This window comes from Streptosporangium sp. G12, from assembly GCF_052983175.1.
In genome coordinates this window covers 94,249-110,245 of the sequence record NZ_JBRIQO010000016.1, presented here as the reverse complement: position 1 = coordinate 110,245, position 15,997 = coordinate 94,249, and the positions used below count along the sequence as shown (strand labels likewise).

General features: G+C 71.6%; 13 protein-coding genes. 8 read left to right on the top strand and 5 right to left on the bottom strand.

Translation table 11 applies throughout. The features are described 5' to 3' along the window. Nucleotides 1–26 precede the first annotated feature (26 nt). The 3 genes from ACVCAG_RS24405 (at nt 27) to ACVCAG_RS24395 (ending at nt 3,648) form a co-directional block, all read left to right on the top strand. The gene (locus ACVCAG_RS24405) at nt 27–1,664 is read left to right on the top strand and encodes an extracellular solute-binding protein (protein WP_440084948.1); all 1,638 of its coding nucleotides are present in this window, start codon (nt 27–29) and stop codon (nt 1,662–1,664) included. A 142-nt stretch (nt 1,665–1,806) separates the two neighbouring features. Beyond that, nucleotides 1,807–2,484 carry a DUF624 domain-containing protein gene (locus ACVCAG_RS24400; protein WP_440084947.1) on the top strand — a complete coding sequence of 226 codons (678 nt, stop codon included), beginning with the start codon at nt 1,807–1,809 and terminating at the stop codon, nt 2,482–2,484. 303 nt (nt 2,485–2,787) lie between these two features. Continuing rightward, nucleotides 2,788–3,648: a hypothetical protein gene (locus ACVCAG_RS24395; RefSeq protein WP_447190336.1), complete on the top strand. Its 861-nt coding sequence runs from the start codon at nt 2,788–2,790 to the stop codon at nt 3,646–3,648. Nucleotides 3,649–3,769: 121 nt separating this feature from the next. On the opposite strand, the gene ACVCAG_RS24390 is transcribed toward ACVCAG_RS24395, so the two are convergent. From ACVCAG_RS24390 to ACVCAG_RS24380, 3 genes are read right to left on the bottom strand one after another with little or no spacing between them, the layout of a single operon-like run. Continuing rightward, nucleotides 3,770–4,783, bottom strand: coding sequence for an FAD-dependent monooxygenase (locus ACVCAG_RS24390; RefSeq protein WP_440084945.1), 1,014 nt, complete (start codon nt 4,781–4,783; stop codon nt 3,770–3,772). Then, nucleotides 4,780–5,430: an isoprenylcysteine carboxyl methyltransferase family protein gene (locus ACVCAG_RS24385; protein WP_447190335.1), complete on the bottom strand. Its 651-nt coding sequence runs from the start codon at nt 5,428–5,430 to the stop codon at nt 4,780–4,782. The genes ACVCAG_RS24390 and ACVCAG_RS24385 overlap by 4 nt, the downstream gene beginning before the upstream one ends. Nucleotides 5,431–5,437: 7 nt before the next feature. Continuing rightward, nucleotides 5,438–6,766, bottom strand: coding sequence for a 3-oxoacyl-[acyl-carrier-protein] synthase III C-terminal domain-containing protein (locus ACVCAG_RS24380; RefSeq protein WP_440084943.1), 1,329 nt, complete (start codon nt 6,764–6,766; stop codon nt 5,438–5,440). A 270-nt stretch (nt 6,767–7,036) separates the two neighbouring features. Here ACVCAG_RS24380 and ACVCAG_RS24375 point away from each other — a divergent pair, with 270 nt between their 5' ends. Beyond that, nucleotides 7,037–7,906, top strand: a complete 870-nt coding sequence (locus ACVCAG_RS24375) for a UbiA family prenyltransferase (RefSeq protein ID WP_440084942.1) — start codon at nt 7,037–7,039, stop codon at nt 7,904–7,906. A gap of 15 nt (nt 7,907–7,921) precedes the next feature. Here the strand turns inward: ACVCAG_RS24375 and ACVCAG_RS24370 are convergent, their stop codons facing one another. Then, on the bottom strand, nt 7,922–9,103 hold the full coding sequence (locus ACVCAG_RS24370; RefSeq protein ID WP_440084941.1) for an FAD-dependent monooxygenase: 1,182 nt from the start codon (nt 9,101–9,103) through the stop codon (nt 7,922–7,924). A 53-nt stretch (nt 9,104–9,156) separates the two neighbouring features. Here ACVCAG_RS24370 and ACVCAG_RS24365 point away from each other — a divergent pair, with 53 nt between their 5' ends. The 4 genes from ACVCAG_RS24365 to ACVCAG_RS24350 all read left to right on the top strand — a co-directional run bounded on the left by ACVCAG_RS24365 (nt 9,157) and on the right by ACVCAG_RS24350 (nt 12,004). Then, nucleotides 9,157–9,726: a helix-turn-helix transcriptional regulator gene (locus ACVCAG_RS24365; RefSeq protein ID WP_440084940.1), complete on the top strand. Its 570-nt coding sequence runs from the start codon at nt 9,157–9,159 to the stop codon at nt 9,724–9,726. Between the two features lie 257 nt (nt 9,727–9,983). After that, nucleotides 9,984–10,715, top strand: a complete 732-nt coding sequence (locus ACVCAG_RS24360; protein ID WP_440084939.1) for a hypothetical protein — start codon at nt 9,984–9,986, stop codon at nt 10,713–10,715. A 96-nt stretch (nt 10,716–10,811) separates the two neighbouring features. After that, nucleotides 10,812–11,141, top strand: coding sequence for a helix-turn-helix transcriptional regulator (locus ACVCAG_RS24355; RefSeq protein ID WP_440084938.1), 330 nt, complete (start codon nt 10,812–10,814; stop codon nt 11,139–11,141). Then, on the top strand, nt 11,138–12,004 hold the full coding sequence (locus tag ACVCAG_RS24350; RefSeq protein WP_447190334.1) for a hypothetical protein: 867 nt from the start codon (nt 11,138–11,140) through the stop codon (nt 12,002–12,004). Before ACVCAG_RS24355 ends, ACVCAG_RS24350 begins: the two co-directional genes overlap by 4 nt. 211 nt (nt 12,005–12,215) lie before the next feature. Here the strand turns inward: ACVCAG_RS24350 and ACVCAG_RS24345 are convergent, their stop codons facing one another. After that, nucleotides 12,216–15,077, bottom strand: coding sequence for a helix-turn-helix transcriptional regulator (locus tag ACVCAG_RS24345; RefSeq protein ID WP_447190333.1), 2,862 nt, complete (start codon nt 15,075–15,077; stop codon nt 12,216–12,218). Nucleotides 15,078–15,997 lie beyond the last annotated feature (920 nt).

The window sequence follows — 15,997 nt, the reverse complement described above, 5'->3', positions numbered from 1 at the left end:
CGAGAAAAAGGACTTCCATGTACCAGATGAACCGGCGTCAGGCGATGGTCGCGATGGGTACCTTCGCCGTCCTGGCCGGCTGCGGCAGTGACGACACCAAGAAGCAGGCCGACAACCTGGCGGCGAACCGGGAGGGCGCGATGCCCGGCTACGGGGCCGGCGCCCAGTTCAAGGCCGCCGCGCCGCTGTCGTTCACCGTGCTGTACAACAACCACCCGTTCTACCCGATCAAGAACGACTGGCTGTTCTGGTCCGAGCTCGGCAAGCGGACCAACGTGACCCTCCAGCCGAGCGTGGTGCCGCTCAGCGACTACGAGAACAAACGCAGCCTGGTGATCGGCGCGGGTGACGCCCCGCTCATCATCCCCAAGACCTATCCCGCCCAGGAGACCCCTTTCGTCGCCTCCGGCGCCATCCTGCCGGTCAGCGACTACCTGGACCTGATGCCGAACTTCAAGGAGAAGGTCGCCAAGTGGAACCTCCAGGCCGACCTGGACACGCTCCGGCAGGAGGACGGCCGCTTCTACCTCCTGCCCGGCCTCCACCAGGACCACTGGGTGGATTACTCCCTGGCGGTTCGCGCGGACATCCTGGAGAAGCACGGGCTCGAGATCCCGGAGACCTGGGAGGAGTTACGCACCATGCTGAAGGCGCTGAAGGCGGAGTATCCCGACTCCTACCCGTTCTCCGACCGCTGGGGAACCCTCACGCCTGGTGCCAACCTGCTGAACATCGTCGGCGTCTCCTACGGCGCCCCCGGCGGCTGGGGCTACGGGGAAGGGGTGGTGTGGGACCCCAACATCCAGAAGTTCGCCTTCACCGGCGCCACGGAGCAGTACCGGCAGATGCTGGAGTATCTCCACACGCTGGTGAAGGAGAAGCTGCTCGACCCGGAGAGCTTCACCCAGACCGACGACCTGGCGATCCAGAAGCTGGTGTCCGGCAAGTCCTTCGTGATCGGCACGAACGCCCAGACGCTGGTCAACGAGTACCGGCCGCCGCTGGAGAAGGCGAACCCGGAGGCCAGGCTCGTCAAGATCCCGCTGCCCGTCGGCCCGCTCGGACCCATCAAGTACGGCGCGGGCAACACCCGCCTGGAGAACGGCGTCATGATCTCCAAGAAGGCCCGTGACAGCAAGAACTTCGTCGCCATGATGCAGTTCGTCGACTGGCTCTGGTACTCCGACGCGGGCCAGGCGTTCGCCAAGTGGGGGGTCGAGGGGGTCACCCACACCAAGGACGCGTCCGGGAAGTACAAGCTCGCCTCCGACGTCGACTTCGTCGGGCTCAACCCCAAGGCGCCCAAGCACCTGCAGAAGGACTTCGGGTTCTCCAACGGCGTCTTCGCCTACGGCGGGCCCACCGAGCTGCTGCAGTCGACCTTCTCCGAGGAGGAGATCGCGTTCCAGAAGGAGATGAACTCCCGCAAGCCGCTGCCGGTGCCGCCCCCGCACCCGCTCACCGACGAGGAGCGCGAGCAGGTGACGCTGTGGCAGACACCGCTGAAGGACCACGTCACCCAGAACACGCTCAAGTTCATCCTCGGCAAACGCGACTTCGGCGAGTGGGGCGCCTACGTCAAGGAACTCGAGGCCAACAACATGACCTCCTTCGTCAACATGATGAACGGCGCCTACGAGCGGTTCAAGCAGAAGCACGGTTGACCCCCTGCGGGCCGGTGGCGCTCGTACCACCGACGGGCGCCCCGGCCTCCCCTGCACGACCGACCCGTCCAACGGCACGTCCGACCCGTCCGACCCGTCCGAGCGACCCATCCGACGGCACGACCGACGCGGAGTTCCCCTGATGACCGACACGACGGCCGGGCACCGGTTCGGCGAAGGGCCCCTCGCCCGCGCCTCCGCGCTCGTCTACACCCTGCTGGTGGTCGAGCTGCTGTTCCTGCTCACCACCGTGCCCGGCCTGATCGGGCTCGTCCTGCTCGGCCGTGACGCCACCAACATCCCGCTGGCCGCGCTCTGCCTGATCCCGGCCGGCCCGGCGCTCTCGGCCGCGCTTTACGCGCTGCACCACCGCCGCCTGGACCTCACCGACCTCCATCCCGGGGCGGCATTCTGGCGCGGCTACCGGGCCAACCTGCGCGGGGTCGTGAAGCTCTGGATCCCGTGGCTGCTGTGGCTGGCCGTCATCGGGTCGAACCTCGCCACCGCCGGCGTCCAGGGATGGTGGGCCGTGCCGTCGGTCCTCATCGCCGTGGCGGCGACCCTCTGGATCGCCAACGTGCTGGTGATCACCTCCCTGTTCGCGTTCCGCGCTCGGGACGTCGCCCGCCTGGCCGTGTACTTCCTCACCCGTTCCCCCCGGGCCTCGCTGGGCAACGCCTGCCTGCTGGTCCTGGCGGCGGGTCTCACGCTGATCGCCTCCGAGGCGCTGCCTGTGCTGCTGGCCTCGGTGTTCGCGTCGATGCTCCTGCTGAACAGCCGCACGGTGATCACCGAGGTGCGGGAGAGGTTCACGGCCTGAGACCCGCGGACGCCCGTCGCCGGAGACCCACCTGTTCGGATCGGTCACCCCGATGGCCCCGCACGCCGGCCGGAGGAGCCCTACGACCGGGCTCGAACCGGCCGGCGCGGCGGCGTCGGCACGGGGGCGCTCACCGGCGTCCGGCCGGCGACGGCGATCCCACCGGCGTGCCGGTCTCGCGGCCGGGGAGCGGCCGGGCCTCGGGGGCCCCGGGGGCTTTCCCCGGCGGGCGGCTCTCGCTTTGCCCAACGGGGCGTGTGTCCTCTACCTGCTTGTTACCGGTGGCCTCATAGCGTCTTGATCATGACGATGAGAGTTCTTCTCGCATCCCTGGCGGCCGGGGCAGTGACCCTGCCGGCACCGGCCGGAGCCCCGGCCGCCGCCGCTGTCGAGGACCTGACGATCCGCTCGGTGACCCTGCACCCCACGACCCCCGTGGTCGGGCCCGCCGACTCCGTACGCATGGTGATAGAGGTGGTGGCCCGGGGCGTCACCGGCCCCGAGGGGGTGAGGATCAAGGTCGAGCCCGGCGCGCCTCCCGCCTCGGCGGGCACGTCCTTCCCCGTCACCGCGCCCCGCCGCGGGACGCCCGCCCGGCCGGGACCCGGACGGGGGCCCGCCCTCGCGCCCGGCCTGGCGCCCGGCCCGGTCGTGGCCGCCCGCCTCGCTCCCGGCTCGGCCGTGGCGACGGCGGGGAAGATCGTCTCCAGGCCGGGGGAGGGCTGGGTGACCTGGCGGTTCGCCCCGGAGAAGAGCCTGAGCCGCTGGTACCCCGCAGGACCCTGGACGGTCTCCGTGACCGCCAGGGGCGCGGACGGCGCCGAGGTCACCGGGCACACGGGCTTCCTGCTGAAGCGCCTGACCAGGTTCGGCGGGGTGGAGGCGGTCCGGGGGAACTCGGGTGTGCGGGTGACGGGGGTGCTGAACCGGGTCGACCCGCAGGGAGCCCTCGACTACGCGCCCTTCCCCGGCCAGCCCGTCGAGATCCTGCACCGGCCGGGGGAGAAGGCCGGATGGACGAGGGTGGCCGGCGCCACGACCGACTCCCGGGGACGTTTCGCCCGGACCGTGGGCGATCGCACGGGCGGTGAGTGGCGGATCCGCTTCCAGGGCACGAACCATTACGCCCCCAGGCTGGGCATCGTTCACAAGGTCTCGCGCTAGGCCGGCCGGGTCGAGACGGAGGGCCGGGCGGCCGGCGAGATCGGGCCGGGCCGGGCCAGAGACGTGCCGGGCCATGCCATGCCGGGCCATGCCATGCCGGGCCATGCCAGGGCGTTCCAGGTCAGGCCAGGGCGTGCACCGCCGCGCCGAACAGGGAGGGCATCCGCCGGGCGGCCGGGACGATCAGCCGCCCCGCCGTCCGGTACCGGCGGGTGCCCACCAGCGCCCCGGTGAGCAGCCGGTGCCGCCGGGACAGCCGAAGCCAGGCGGCCTCGTACGACCCGGGGGCACCGGCCCGCAGGCAGTCCACCAGCAACCGCGCGGACGTCAGCGCGAGCGACACCCCCTCCCCGGTGAGCGCGTCGACGTAGCCGGCCGCGTCACCGACCAGCAGCACCCGCCCGGCCACCCGGGCGCGTACCCGCTGGCGCAGCGGTCCCGCCCCGCGCACCGGGGTCGCCGCCGGTCCCTCCAGCCGCTCCAGGAGCGCGGGAAAGTCCGCCAGGTGCTCCGGGTAGCCGCGCCGCCGCGAGCTCAGCACGGCGACGCCCACCAGGTTCTCGCCCACCGGCGTCACGTACGCCTCGCCGTCCGCCGCCCAGTGGACCTCGACGAAGTCCGTCCACGGCGCGACCGGGTAGTGCCGCCGCAGCCCGTACCTGCGCGGCCCGCGCCCCGGCAGCTCCAGCCCGAGCAGGGCGCGCAGCGGGGAGTGCAGGCCGTCAGCGGCCACCAGCCAGCGGGCACGCAGCCCCGCCGCCTCGACCCCGCCGCCGTCCTGCCGCACGCCGTCCACCTTGCCGGGCACGACCTTCACGCCCAGTTCCCGCGCCCGCCGGGCCAGCGCGGCGTGCAGCGCGGTCCGCCGCACGCCCAGGCCCGGCCCGTCGCGGAACGCCGCCTCCACCGCGTACCGGCGGTCCAGGTAGCGGATGCCGCGCAGCGGCCTGCCCTCGACCCGCACCCCCAGCGACCCCAGGGCAGCGGTGCCGCTGGGCATCAGCCCCTCGCCGCACGCCTTGTCCACCGGTACGGCCCTGGGCTCGACGACGACCGCCTCCATCCCGGCCAGCGCGGCGTGGATGGCGGTGGCCAGACCCGCCGGCCCACCGCCCGCGATCAGGACGTCGATCACGCCGGGGCCCTGCCGGAGGACGGCGGCACGTCGGAGGGCGGCAGGTCCTCCGGCGGCGCGGTGGAGGGTGGCACGTCCTGCGGCGGCGCGGCTCCCGCCGCCCCGGTGGCGGGAGCCGTGGCGAGCGAGGCCAGGGCGTCCTCCTCGCAGCGGATCCGCACCACCATCAGCGCGGCGTTGAGCACGGTGAACACCAGCGCGGTGACCCACGCGGTGTGCACCAGGGGCAGCGCCGCCCCCTCGACGGCCACCGCGACGTAGTTGGGGTGGCGCAGCCACCGCAGCCGGTAGGGGCCGCGCTCCACCAGCGGCAGACCGGGCACCACGATGACCTGGGTGTTCCACTGCGGGCCCAGCGCGGTGATGCACCACCAGCGCAGGCCCTGCGCGGCGACCACCAGGACGAGCATCGGCCAGCCGAGCGCGGGCACGAAGGGCCGGTCGGCCAGGCCCGCCTCGAACAGGCATCCGGCGAGCAGGCCGGTGTGCAGGGCGACCATCCACGGGTAGTGGCCCTGCCCGGACAGCACCCCGCCGCGCGCCATGCTCCAGCGCGCGTTGCGGCGCGCGACGACCAGCTCGGCGACGCGCTCCAAGCCGACGAGCAGCACGAGCAGCAGGTACCAGGACGACAGATGCCAGGACATCGGGCTCCTACCAGCGCAGCAGTACGAGTTCGGAGCAGAAGCCCGGCCCCATCGCGAGGAGGAGTCCCGGCGTGCCCGGCGGTGGTGGCCGCAGGGCGAGCGTATCCCGCAGGACGTGCAGGACTGAGGACGAGGACAGGTTCCCGATCGCGGCGAGCGAGCGCCAGGTGAGGTCCAGCGCGCCCTCGGGAAGCCGCAGCGTCTCCGCCACCGCCTCCAGGACCTTCGGGCCGCCCGGGTGGCAGACCCACGCCGTCACGTCCTCGACCCTCAGGCCGTGGTCACCGAGGAAGCCGTGCACGTCGTCCGCCAGATAGGTGCGCACCACCTCGGGGACGCTCGCGTCGAGCACCACGCGGAAGCCGGTGTCGCCGACGTGCCAGCCCATCACGTGCTCGGACTCCGGATACAGGTGGCTGCGCGAGGCCACCACCGTCGGCCCGGTCATCGTGACCGGCGGCTCCGGGAGCTCGTACGTTCCCGCCGGTTCGGAGGGCGGCCGGTGCGTCACGGGCGCGCCGGTCGCGGGGGAGGACCTCGCGAACCCCGAGGGCGCCGGGGACGAGGAGGACGCGGAGGCTCCGGAGAGGGGGAACCGGTGATGCGCGGCGGGCGCGCTGTTCGGCGGGGAGGAGCCCGCGGGTCCCGCGGGCCGCGTGGTCGCGGACGCGCCGTTCGCCCCGGCGGCGGCACGGGAGGTCGCGGAGGATCCGGTACGCCGTGGCCGCCACTCGTCGCCGCAGGCCACCACGGCCGTCGCCCCGTCGCCGAACAGGGCGCTCGCGACCATGTTGGCGATGGAGGCGTCACCGCGCTGCAGGGTGAGGGAGCACAGCTCGACCGAGAGCAGCACCGCGAGATGGTCCGGCCAGCCGCGCAGGTAGTCGTGGAGGCGGGCGATCCCGGCCGCCCCCGCGACACAGCCCAGGCCGAAGACCGGTACCCGCTTGACGTCCGGGCGCAGCCCGAGCCGCCCGGCCAGCCTGGCGTCCACCGAGGGCGCCGCGACACCGGTCACCGAGGTGAAGAGGATCATGTCCACGTCCTCGGGGAGGACCCCCGCGTCCCGCAGCGCACCGCCCACCGCCTCGGCGCCCAGCTCCACGGCCGTCTCCACGAAGGCGTCGTTGGCCGCGCCGAAGCCGTCCAGCTTGGCGTACCGTTCGAGCGGCAGTGTCAGGTGCCGTGACTCCACCCGCGCGGAGGCGTGCAGCCTGTCGAGCAACAGGCGGCTGGCACCCTTGGGAAGGCACGCTCGTGCGAACGCGTCGGTGATCTCTGCCTGGGAGTGGCGGTTCGGCGGGAGTGCGCCGCGGACAGCGACGATTCGCGTCATCTGGTAACTCCCGGCTCGCGAACAGCGGACAACTCCCTTTTGCCCACCTGCGCGTGTGGCATGCGTCACGAAGCCCTCCGCGCCCGCCTTCCGCGGGGTTCCGGTCCGCGGGGGAGCCGCGCTCCGCCTTCGGCTCTCGCCCCGGCCCCGCCCGTCTCCGGCCCGCCCGTCTCCGGCCCCGGCTCCGCGAGGTGGCGGGCCGGGACGTGAGGGCGGGAACGGCCCGAGAGGGTGCCCGCGCTTTGTGAGGTTCCCGCCTACGATCGACCCGTGACGAGGAGTCGGCCATCGCGCCTGGGCCCCGGGCCGTCGCTCCGGGCCGTACGGGGATTACTGCTGGCCTGTCACCCGGGACCGACCGTGGCGGTCACCGCCCTGGTGACCGCGCTGGCCGTCGCGAGCGGGCGCGACGCGGCCGGGTGCGCCCTGGTGGCCGCGGCCGTGCTGGCGGGACAGCTCTCGATCGGCTGGTGCAACGACGCGGTGGACGCCGCGCGGGACGCCGCCGCGGGCCGCACCGGCAAGCCCGTCGCCTCCGGAGCGGTGGGCGTCCGCACGGTGTGGGTCGCCGCTCTCGCGGCCCTGGCGCTGTGCGTGCCGCTCTCGCTGGCCTCCGGTCCCGCCGCCGGTGCCGTCCACCTGGCCGGCGTCGCCGCGGCGTGGGCCTACGACCTCGGGCTCAAGGCGACCGCGCTGTCCTGGCTGCCGTACGCGGTGGGGTTCGGCTCGCTGCCGGGGTTCGTGACCCTGGGCCTGCCGGGACACCCGTGGCCCGCCTGGTGGGCCGTGACGGCCGCGGCGCTGCTCGGCTGCGGGGCGCACCTGGCCAACGTGCTTCCCGACATCCCCGCGGACCTCGCGGGCGGGGTCCGCGGCTGGCCGCAGCGGCTCGGCACCGCCCGCGTCCGCCTCCTGATCCCGCTGCCCCTGCTGGCCGCGACGGCCCTGCTCGTCCTCGGGCCCCCGGAGCCGCCGGGCGCGGGAAGCTGGGCCGCCCTGGCGGCGGCGGGGGCCTTCACCGCCGGAGGACTGGCACTGGGCCGGGGCTCGTCGCGCGTCCCCTTCGCCGCGGCGATCGCCGTCGCCGCGGTCGACGTCGTCCTGCTCCTCGCCCGCGGCACCGCCATCACCGCGCCCTGACCGGCCGCCCGCGTCTCAGCGGGACGCCGCGGGTACCGGGTCGTCCCAGGAGATCCGGTGGTCGTGTATCCAGGCCAGCGCGTTCCTCCTGTCCACCTGCCGCATGATGGCGGGGAGCGTGAGGTCGCGCAGGAAGGCGCGGACGGCTCCGGGGGCCTTGCCGCTCCCGCTGCGCCTGCCGTGCGCCACGATCCGCTCCACCCGGTCTCGCCGCAGCCTCTCGAAGGCGGCGAACGCGTCGGGGGTGCCGGGGACGTCACGCAGGCACTTGGCCAGCACCACCGCGTCCTCGATCGCCATGGACGCCCCCTGGCCCGACGAGGGCGAGGTCGCGTGCGCGGCGTCGCCCAGGATCACCATGCGCTCGTCGAACCACTTCGGCACGGTCGGGAGGTCGTAGGTGTTCCATCCGGCCGGGATGTGGTCGGTCGCGCCGATGATGTCGAGCATCGGCCCGGTGTCGTCCCTGAACAGCTCCGTCAGCGTGGCGCGCCACCCCTCCGGGGTGACCGCCGCGAGCTCCTGCGGAGCCGGCTCCCTCGGACTCGGCGGGTTGGCGAACCACCACACCTGCCCGTCCGGATGGACCAGGTAGCCGAAGAAGGCCCTCTTGCCGAAGATGAAGTGGTACGTCCCCGGCTCGCCGGGAACCTCCACACCGTCCGCGAAACCGCCCGTGTTCAGCAGCCCGACATGCCGGGCACGGGGAGCGCCGGGGTCGATGATCGTGCGCGTGCGCGAGTGGAGCCCGTCGGCGCCGACCAGCAGGTCGCCCTCGGCCGTACCGCCGTCGGCGAAGACCGCCCGCACCCCGTCCGCGGTGGCCGAGGCGTCGGTGAGGCGCTTGCCGTAGTGGATCCGCACCCCGCGCCGTACGGCCTCGTCGCGCAGCGCCAGGTAGAGGTCGGCGCGCTTCAGGGTCCGGCTGGGCTGCCGGGTGGTGGCGAGCGGCCTGCCCCGGCCGTTGAGCATGAGCATCCGCGGGGAGTCCATGCCCAGGTCGCTGACGAGATCGTGCAGGTCGAGGAGGCGCAGGGCCTCGATCCCGTTGACCGCGAGCGTGAGGAAGACGCCCACGCCCTCCGAACCGCGGTCGTACGCCTCGAAGACCTCGCAGTCCACGCCCGCGCGCCGCAGGGCCATGGCCGTCACCGGACCGGCGATGCCTCCGCCGACGATCAATGCTTTTTTAGTCATAAAATGACTATACATAAAATGACCATTACGCGGCGAGCCCTACGATGTTCGCCATGTCGACGAGGCGATCTCCACTGGCCATGGCGTTGCTCTCGCTGGTCGCCGAGGCGCCGATGCACGCGTACCGGATGCAGCGGCTGATCAGGGAGCGGCACAAGGACGACGTGGTCAACGTCGCGCAGCGCAACAGCGTGTACCAGACCATCGACCGGCTGCTGCGCGACGGGCTCATCGCGGTCCGCGAGACCTCGCGCGAGGAGAACCGCCCGGAGCGGACCGTCTACGAGCCCACCGAGGCGGGCCGCGACACGCTGCGGCAGTGGATGCGGACGATGCTCTCCACGCGGGCCCGCGAGTTCCCCGAGTTCCCCGCCGCGCTCGCCTTCATGGTCGTGCTGCCGCCCGAGGAGGTCCGTGCCGCGCTCGAGGAGCGACTGACCTCGCTGGAGACGCGGCTGTCGGAGCTGGACACCGACCTGACCGAGGGCGGGAGATTCCTGTCCCGGGTCTTCCTGGTGGAGTCCGAGTACCAGCGGGCCGTGCTCAAGGCCGAGCTCGACTACGTCCGCGGCCTCGCCGGCGACCTGCGCGCGGGCATGCTCGGCTGGGATTACCGCCTCTGACGTCCACCGGCGTCCACGAGGCCGGGCCGCCGCGGGCGCGACCCGGCATCGTGACACTCACCGGACGGTCCGCCGGAGTCTGACCCGCCGCCCCCGCGGCACTCTTGGCCCCGTCCGTGAGACGTGAGCGTGGCCGGGTGACTCCGCCCGGATCTCGCGGACGCCCCTGTCCTGGCCACAAAAGGCCATCCCGTTGCCGCCGGGGAAACGCGGTGGAAGTGTCATGGTTCCTCCGGAAAAGTAATTGGGAGATCACCATGAGTCAGTCCACGCACGCGACCCCGAAGCAGGCACGGATGGCGGCCGTTCAGGCGGCGATCGCCAAGACGAAGATGACCACGGCCAAGCTGTGGAACCCCTGGCCGCAGTTGCTGGACGACGACGTCGTCATCAAGAAGCTGCAAATCGCGGCCGGTGGTGGGAACGTTCCAGAAATCATTCCCGACGGGCAGCAGTTCTCCGACCTCAAGCCCGTGCGCCTGCCGGCGATCGGCAAGGAGGCGGGGCTCGGCGGGCCGGTGACCCAGTCCACGTTCGCCGAGGCCCGCGAGAAGCTCAGGAGCGGGTACGTCGCGACCGGGCGGGCCAACTACCGCGGGCTCGCCAGCGCCAACTGCACGCTCTTCGCCTGTTGCGTCATCGGGATGCTGGCCGACCAGCCCAAGCTACTCGGTTCGGGCGTCAAGGTGGAGTTGGTCAACTTCCGCGACACCACCGGGGGCGCCGGGCACGCCTACGTCGTCGTGGGACGCGCCGAGGGCGATGTGGGCGACATCAGGACCTACGGTCCCGACTGCTTCTTCGTCGACCAGTGGTACGCCCGCCACAAGAGCGGCACGCCCGGCGTCCAGGGGGTCAAGGACGCCGTTCCGGGTGAGCCTCCCAACCCCTTCTGGGACCTCGATTTCTACGCCTTCATGAGCGACGAGACCTCTCCCGTCGTGAAGCTCACCTTTACCGGCGACGAACTGTCCAAGCTCGGGCTCTGAGCCCTCCCGGCGCGCCCGCCGTCTCCCTCACCGGTCACCGACGGCGGGCGCACCGGCACCCTTGCTTAGTCCAACTTACTAAGTTTTACTGAATAGATGGGACGTCGAACACAGGACCTCGGGCGCTTCACCGACGTGGCACTGCTCGTGCTCATCAGCCTCGCCGAGGGCGACAAACACGGTTACCGGATGATCCAGGACATCGAGGGGTTCTCCGGGACGGCTCTGGAGCCCGGCACCCTCTACGGGGCGCTCATGCGCCTGGAGAAGCGCGACTGGATCGAGCAGGTCGCCTCCGGCGAGCGACGCAAGCCGTACCGGCTCACGGAGGGCGGCAGGAGCGCGCTCACCGAGCAGCTCGCGACGCTGCGCCGCATCGAGCAGACGGGCGCCAGGCGCGCGGGGGTCGCCTGGGGGTCGTCATGATGCGGGCGCTGGCCGTCGGAGTGCTGCGGCTCTATCCCAGGGCGTGGCGCAGGCGCTACGAGGAGGAGGTCCGCGAGCTGGTCGAGGCGCGCCCGGTGCGGCTTCGCACGGTGGCCGATCTCCTCGCGGGCGCGTTCGACGCCCGGATCAACCGTGACCTGATCCCAGGAGGCTCCGCCGTGCGAACTCCGCGCGCCGCCGTGCTGATCGTCGGCGGCATCACGCTCACCTACCTCTGGAACCCCGGCATCCGGCAGGTGGCCAGCCTGGAGGCCACGTGGTCGCACGCTCTGGAGCACGGGCCGGTCGCGGAGCCGCTGGCCGTCGTGAGCACCACGGTGTTCACGACGGCACCGGTGATCGCCGTGCTCGCGATGCTCCCGCTGCTGGCGAACGCGGTGAGGGTGATCAGACGCAGCGAGCGTTCCGCCCCCTTCGAGGTGATCGCCTTCGCGCCCCTGTGCCTGGTTCCAGCGGCGCTGTTCGGCTGGCTGTACGTGAGCATGGTGTTCCTGGGCTCCGGGTTTCCGATGGGAGCCTTCGGCAACGCCATGACCGGCGGCTTCTTCGTGCCGATGATGCTCGCCTTCCTCCTGGCGCTGCCTTCGAAGGCGGCCGGGGACCCCATGCTCGCCCCCGGCGTCCGTGCCGCCGGCCGGTTGCTCGCCGTCGCCGCCGGGGCCACCGCCCTGGCCTGGCTGCCGATCGCCGTCCTGATGCTCATGGGTGCCGAGGGGGTCACGGCCTCCTTCGCGGCAGCGGTGGCGGCGAGCGCGGCGGTCAGCGTGGCGATGTCGGCTTTCATCGCCGGGCGGGCCCTCGGCCACGGCCGCCAGGCGGTCCGGCACCTCGCCCACGCCTGACGGGGAGGCGCGTCCGGCCGTCCCGGTGTCCCGCGTGACGCCGTGACTCGACGGTCGTCGAGTCACGAGGCGGCCGGCGGTTCCGGCCCTGCCGATCGCGTTCGGGACGTGACCGGGAGCGATCGCCTGCCACCACGACGTCGCTCCGGGCGACAGGTTCGCGCCGGCCGCTTGGGCCGGCCTCTCGACACCGTGATCTCAGCCATCGGGCCTAAGCGCCCTCGCGGAGGTCGGGGCATCTCTCGGCGACGATGCGAGCCAGCTCGGCACGGGACGCGATGTCGAGTTTGCCGAACATCCGGCGAAGGTGGGTGGACACCGTGTGGGGGGAGAGGAACATGCGCTCGGCGGCCTGGCGGTTGGTCATGCCTCGGGCGATGAGGCCGGCCACCGCGCGTTCCGTGTCGGTGAGGCTGTCCCATCCGAAAGACGGCCGCTGGGATCGAGCCCAGTGGCGGCGCCGTACGCCGAGTGTCCGCAGCCGGGCTCGCACGCGGGCCGCGTCCCGGAGCGCGCCGATGTGCTCGTAGCCGTCGAGCGCCTCGTCCAGGCTGCCGACGGCCTTCGCGAAGGCGTCGGCGCCGGAAACGCCGGCCCACAAGAGGCCCAGGTCTTCTGCGGCCGAGGCGCATGCCCACGGTTCAGGCTGATCGGTGGCGGAGGCCAACGCGCCGGGGTCCTGGTAGAAAATGCCGCGGACATGGGCGAACGTGACGGCGAAGACGGGGAAATCCGGGTTGTTCCGGGCCAGGTACTCGGCCGTGTCAACGATGACCTGCGCATACGGACGATTCGCCGTGGCCAGCGCCAGCCGGGTCATCCAGGCGGCGGTGAGAGGCGTCGTGATCAGTGCCCAGCGCCGCTCCTCCTCATCGGTGTAGATGGTGCGGAGGATGTCGATCGCCCGCCCGGGGTCACCTTGAGCCTCGGCCACCGCCGCCATCACCCACCTTTCCCACACCGTCCCGAACAACATCTCGGGCGCGGCGTGGATGGACCGGAAGCGCTCGATGTGCCCGGCCGCGGCGTCGATGTCACCCCGCCACATGGCGATGAACGCGAGGACGGACAGCCCGACGCGGATGAACCCGTGCGTGCCCAGCCCCTCGGCGATCATTCTCCCGGCCTGGGCCTCGGCGGCGGCGTCATCGTATTGACAGGCGGTCAGCTTCAGAACGGAGCGAAACAGCGCGGGTTGCGCGGCGAGCACGGTCAGCCCGAGGTCGTTGATCTCCTCCTCGGCGGCCTGGATGGCGATGTCGGCCTCGTCGAACTGACGTACGGCCCTGTAGTGGAGGCTCAGTATCAGGCGCGTGTACGGGCGCTGGATGGCTTCGGCGGTGCCGCTGTCGGTGATGTGCAGGGCTTCGCGAAGATGCGCGGACGAGTCGGCGATCCGCCCATCGACCACGGCGAACCGGGCGAGCAGCAGGAGAGCTCCGACGACGGCGGCATCGGCGTGCCGTTCGCGGTCGGCCAGAACGGCTTCCGCCTGTCGCCGTCCTTCCCTGAAGTCGTTCAGGCAGAAGAGCCCCCAGAGCATCGCCCATTCGGCGATGCCGCGAAGGTCGTCCGGGAGGTCCTGCCGGGCGAGCAGGGTTTCGGCCTCGGGTACCGCATCCTCCGGCCGGCCGCTCAGGACCAGGATGTGCGCCAGCGCGCATCGGAGGCGAGGGGCCTGGAGGGGCGGGGCCCTGCGGAGTGCGGCACGGGCGAGATCGGCCGCCTCGGACAGCCGTCCGATGACCGTCAGGGCGTCGACCGCCGTGGTGGCGCGGTCGAACCAGTCAGGGTCGGTGGAGTCGCTGAGTTCGAGCGCCCGCATGGCGAGGTCGGCGGCGGTCTGAGGTGAGGACCGCAGCACCTCCCGCGCCGCCTGGTCCAGTCCGAGGAGTGCGGACGCATCGTCGCGACCGGCACTGCGGATGAGATGCGCGGCGGCGGGAACAGCCGATCCGCCTCGGTTGAGCAGCATCTCCGCCACATCGCGGTGCAGGGCCAGGCGTACGGGGGCGGGGATGGCTCCGACCACCGCCTGCCACAGCAGATCGTGCCGGAAGGTGAGCTCATCCCCGGCGGGTTCGACGATGCCGGCCGACATCGCCTCCTCCAGCACCGGCAGCAGGGCGCCGGTCGATTCGCCGAGCATCTCGGTCAGATCCCTCACCAGGAACGAACGGCCCAGGATTCCGGCGCACTGAAGCGCATGCCTGGTCCGTGCGGACAACTCCTCCAGGCGTTCCTGCGTGACCGCCTGAGCACACGGCAGCCGTGCCGAGACCATCCGTGCGTGACCGTCGGTGATCTGGAAGGCGCCCTCGCTTCTGAGTTTCTCCAGGCGATCGACGAGCAGGAAGGGGTTGCCGCCCACCATGTCGGCCAGGGCCAGCACGTCCGGCTCGGGCGCTGCCCCGAGGACATCGGTGACGACGTCCGCCACTGCTCGCCTGTCCAGTGCCTCCAACGTGATCCGGTTCGCGCCGTCATGTTCCAGCACGTCGAACAGACAGTTGAGGCGGGGATCGTCGCCGCTGCCGCTGGTGCGGGTCAGCATCCAGACGAGCGGGTAGGAGGCGAGATCTGTGATCATCGATCGCAGCGCCAGCAGGGTTATCGGGTCGGCCCACTGCACGTCGTCCAAGGTGAGGAGCATCGGTTTTTGAGCCACCCGCTGTTCCAGGGGGCCTTGTAGTCGCTCCACCAGCAGCAATCGCTGATCGGCCGGACCGGAGACGGTCATGTGATCGTCTACGGGAAGCGCACGGCCGGATTGCCCGAGCGCCGATGTCAGCGGGGCCAGCGGTATCAGCTGGGTCAGTTCGTCCGCCGCGCCCCGGGCGATCTCCAACCCCGCCCTCGCCGCCGCGGTGACGGCCATGTCGAGCAGACGGCTCTTTCCGGCGCCCGACCGGCCCTCGATCAGTATGATCCCGCCCCGGCCGATCTTGGCCGCCTGCAGCAATCCGACGACAAGCTTCCACTCCCGCGCGCGGCCACGCCAACCAGGCCACGACGACTCATGGAGATCGGGCTCATCAGCAGTTTCACGGTCACGGCGGGATGAATGCCCCATAGGCCCATGAACCACCCAGATGTCAGCCGTGTCAAGTACGGGGCCGGAAGGGAAGGCCCGCGATGTTCCCCGGCGTTCCCCGGCCTCTGTGATGTGACTTTCGCGAAGAAAGCCGTTGCCCGCTCAAGCGTGCAAGGCCTTCGCCCGGCTTCGTCCTTCCCGCGCTTTTCGTCGTGCGACATGGCCGCGAGGGCGAACACCTGACCTCGGACGTCCGTAAAACCGGGACCAGGTCCACCCCAATCGAGCCCCAAACCGGTGGTCGCACGCGTGGAGCGCAGAGGTGCAAACATGCACAAATATGCGATACGGCGGCCTTTGGTCGCAGGCCAAGCTCATACCGTTCACTCATTCCCGGTGAAGTGGCGCGAAAAAGGATCTCCTCGGCTGAGGCGCGTGAGGGAGCGACAGCGGTGGAGGCCCGCCGGTAGCGGCCCCGGTCCCCTCGGAACTCCGGCATCCCCCTTGAGTCTGTTTTCTAGAAGGATGGCAATGGCGGACCCGTACGACAACTGGATGATACTCATGTGGCCCCTGATCACCCTGATCACGTGGATGGTGATCGCCACGGCCCTTGTGCGTCTGCTGACCGACAGATCATGGGAGCGGCGGGCCGATTTCCCGTCCTCGGAGACGTCGCTCTTCGGGAAGCCCGCGTGCGGGGAGATCGGTGATGACGGCTGCCGGTGTCACGGGGCGAAGGATCCGCCTCACCGTCTGTCGAAGCCCTGCCGTTCGCCTCGTGCGCTTCCTGCGATCGACCCCGCCGACCGGCCCCGCACCCGTTCCCCGCGAGTGGGTGACGGCCCTGTCCAGGGACGGTCGTCCGGTTCGACGGGTCGCACGAGTATCCGCAGGCGTCACCTGCGCCTGACGCGGACAGGCCGGAGGCGGGAGCCGGCCCTGACGAGGTCGCCGAG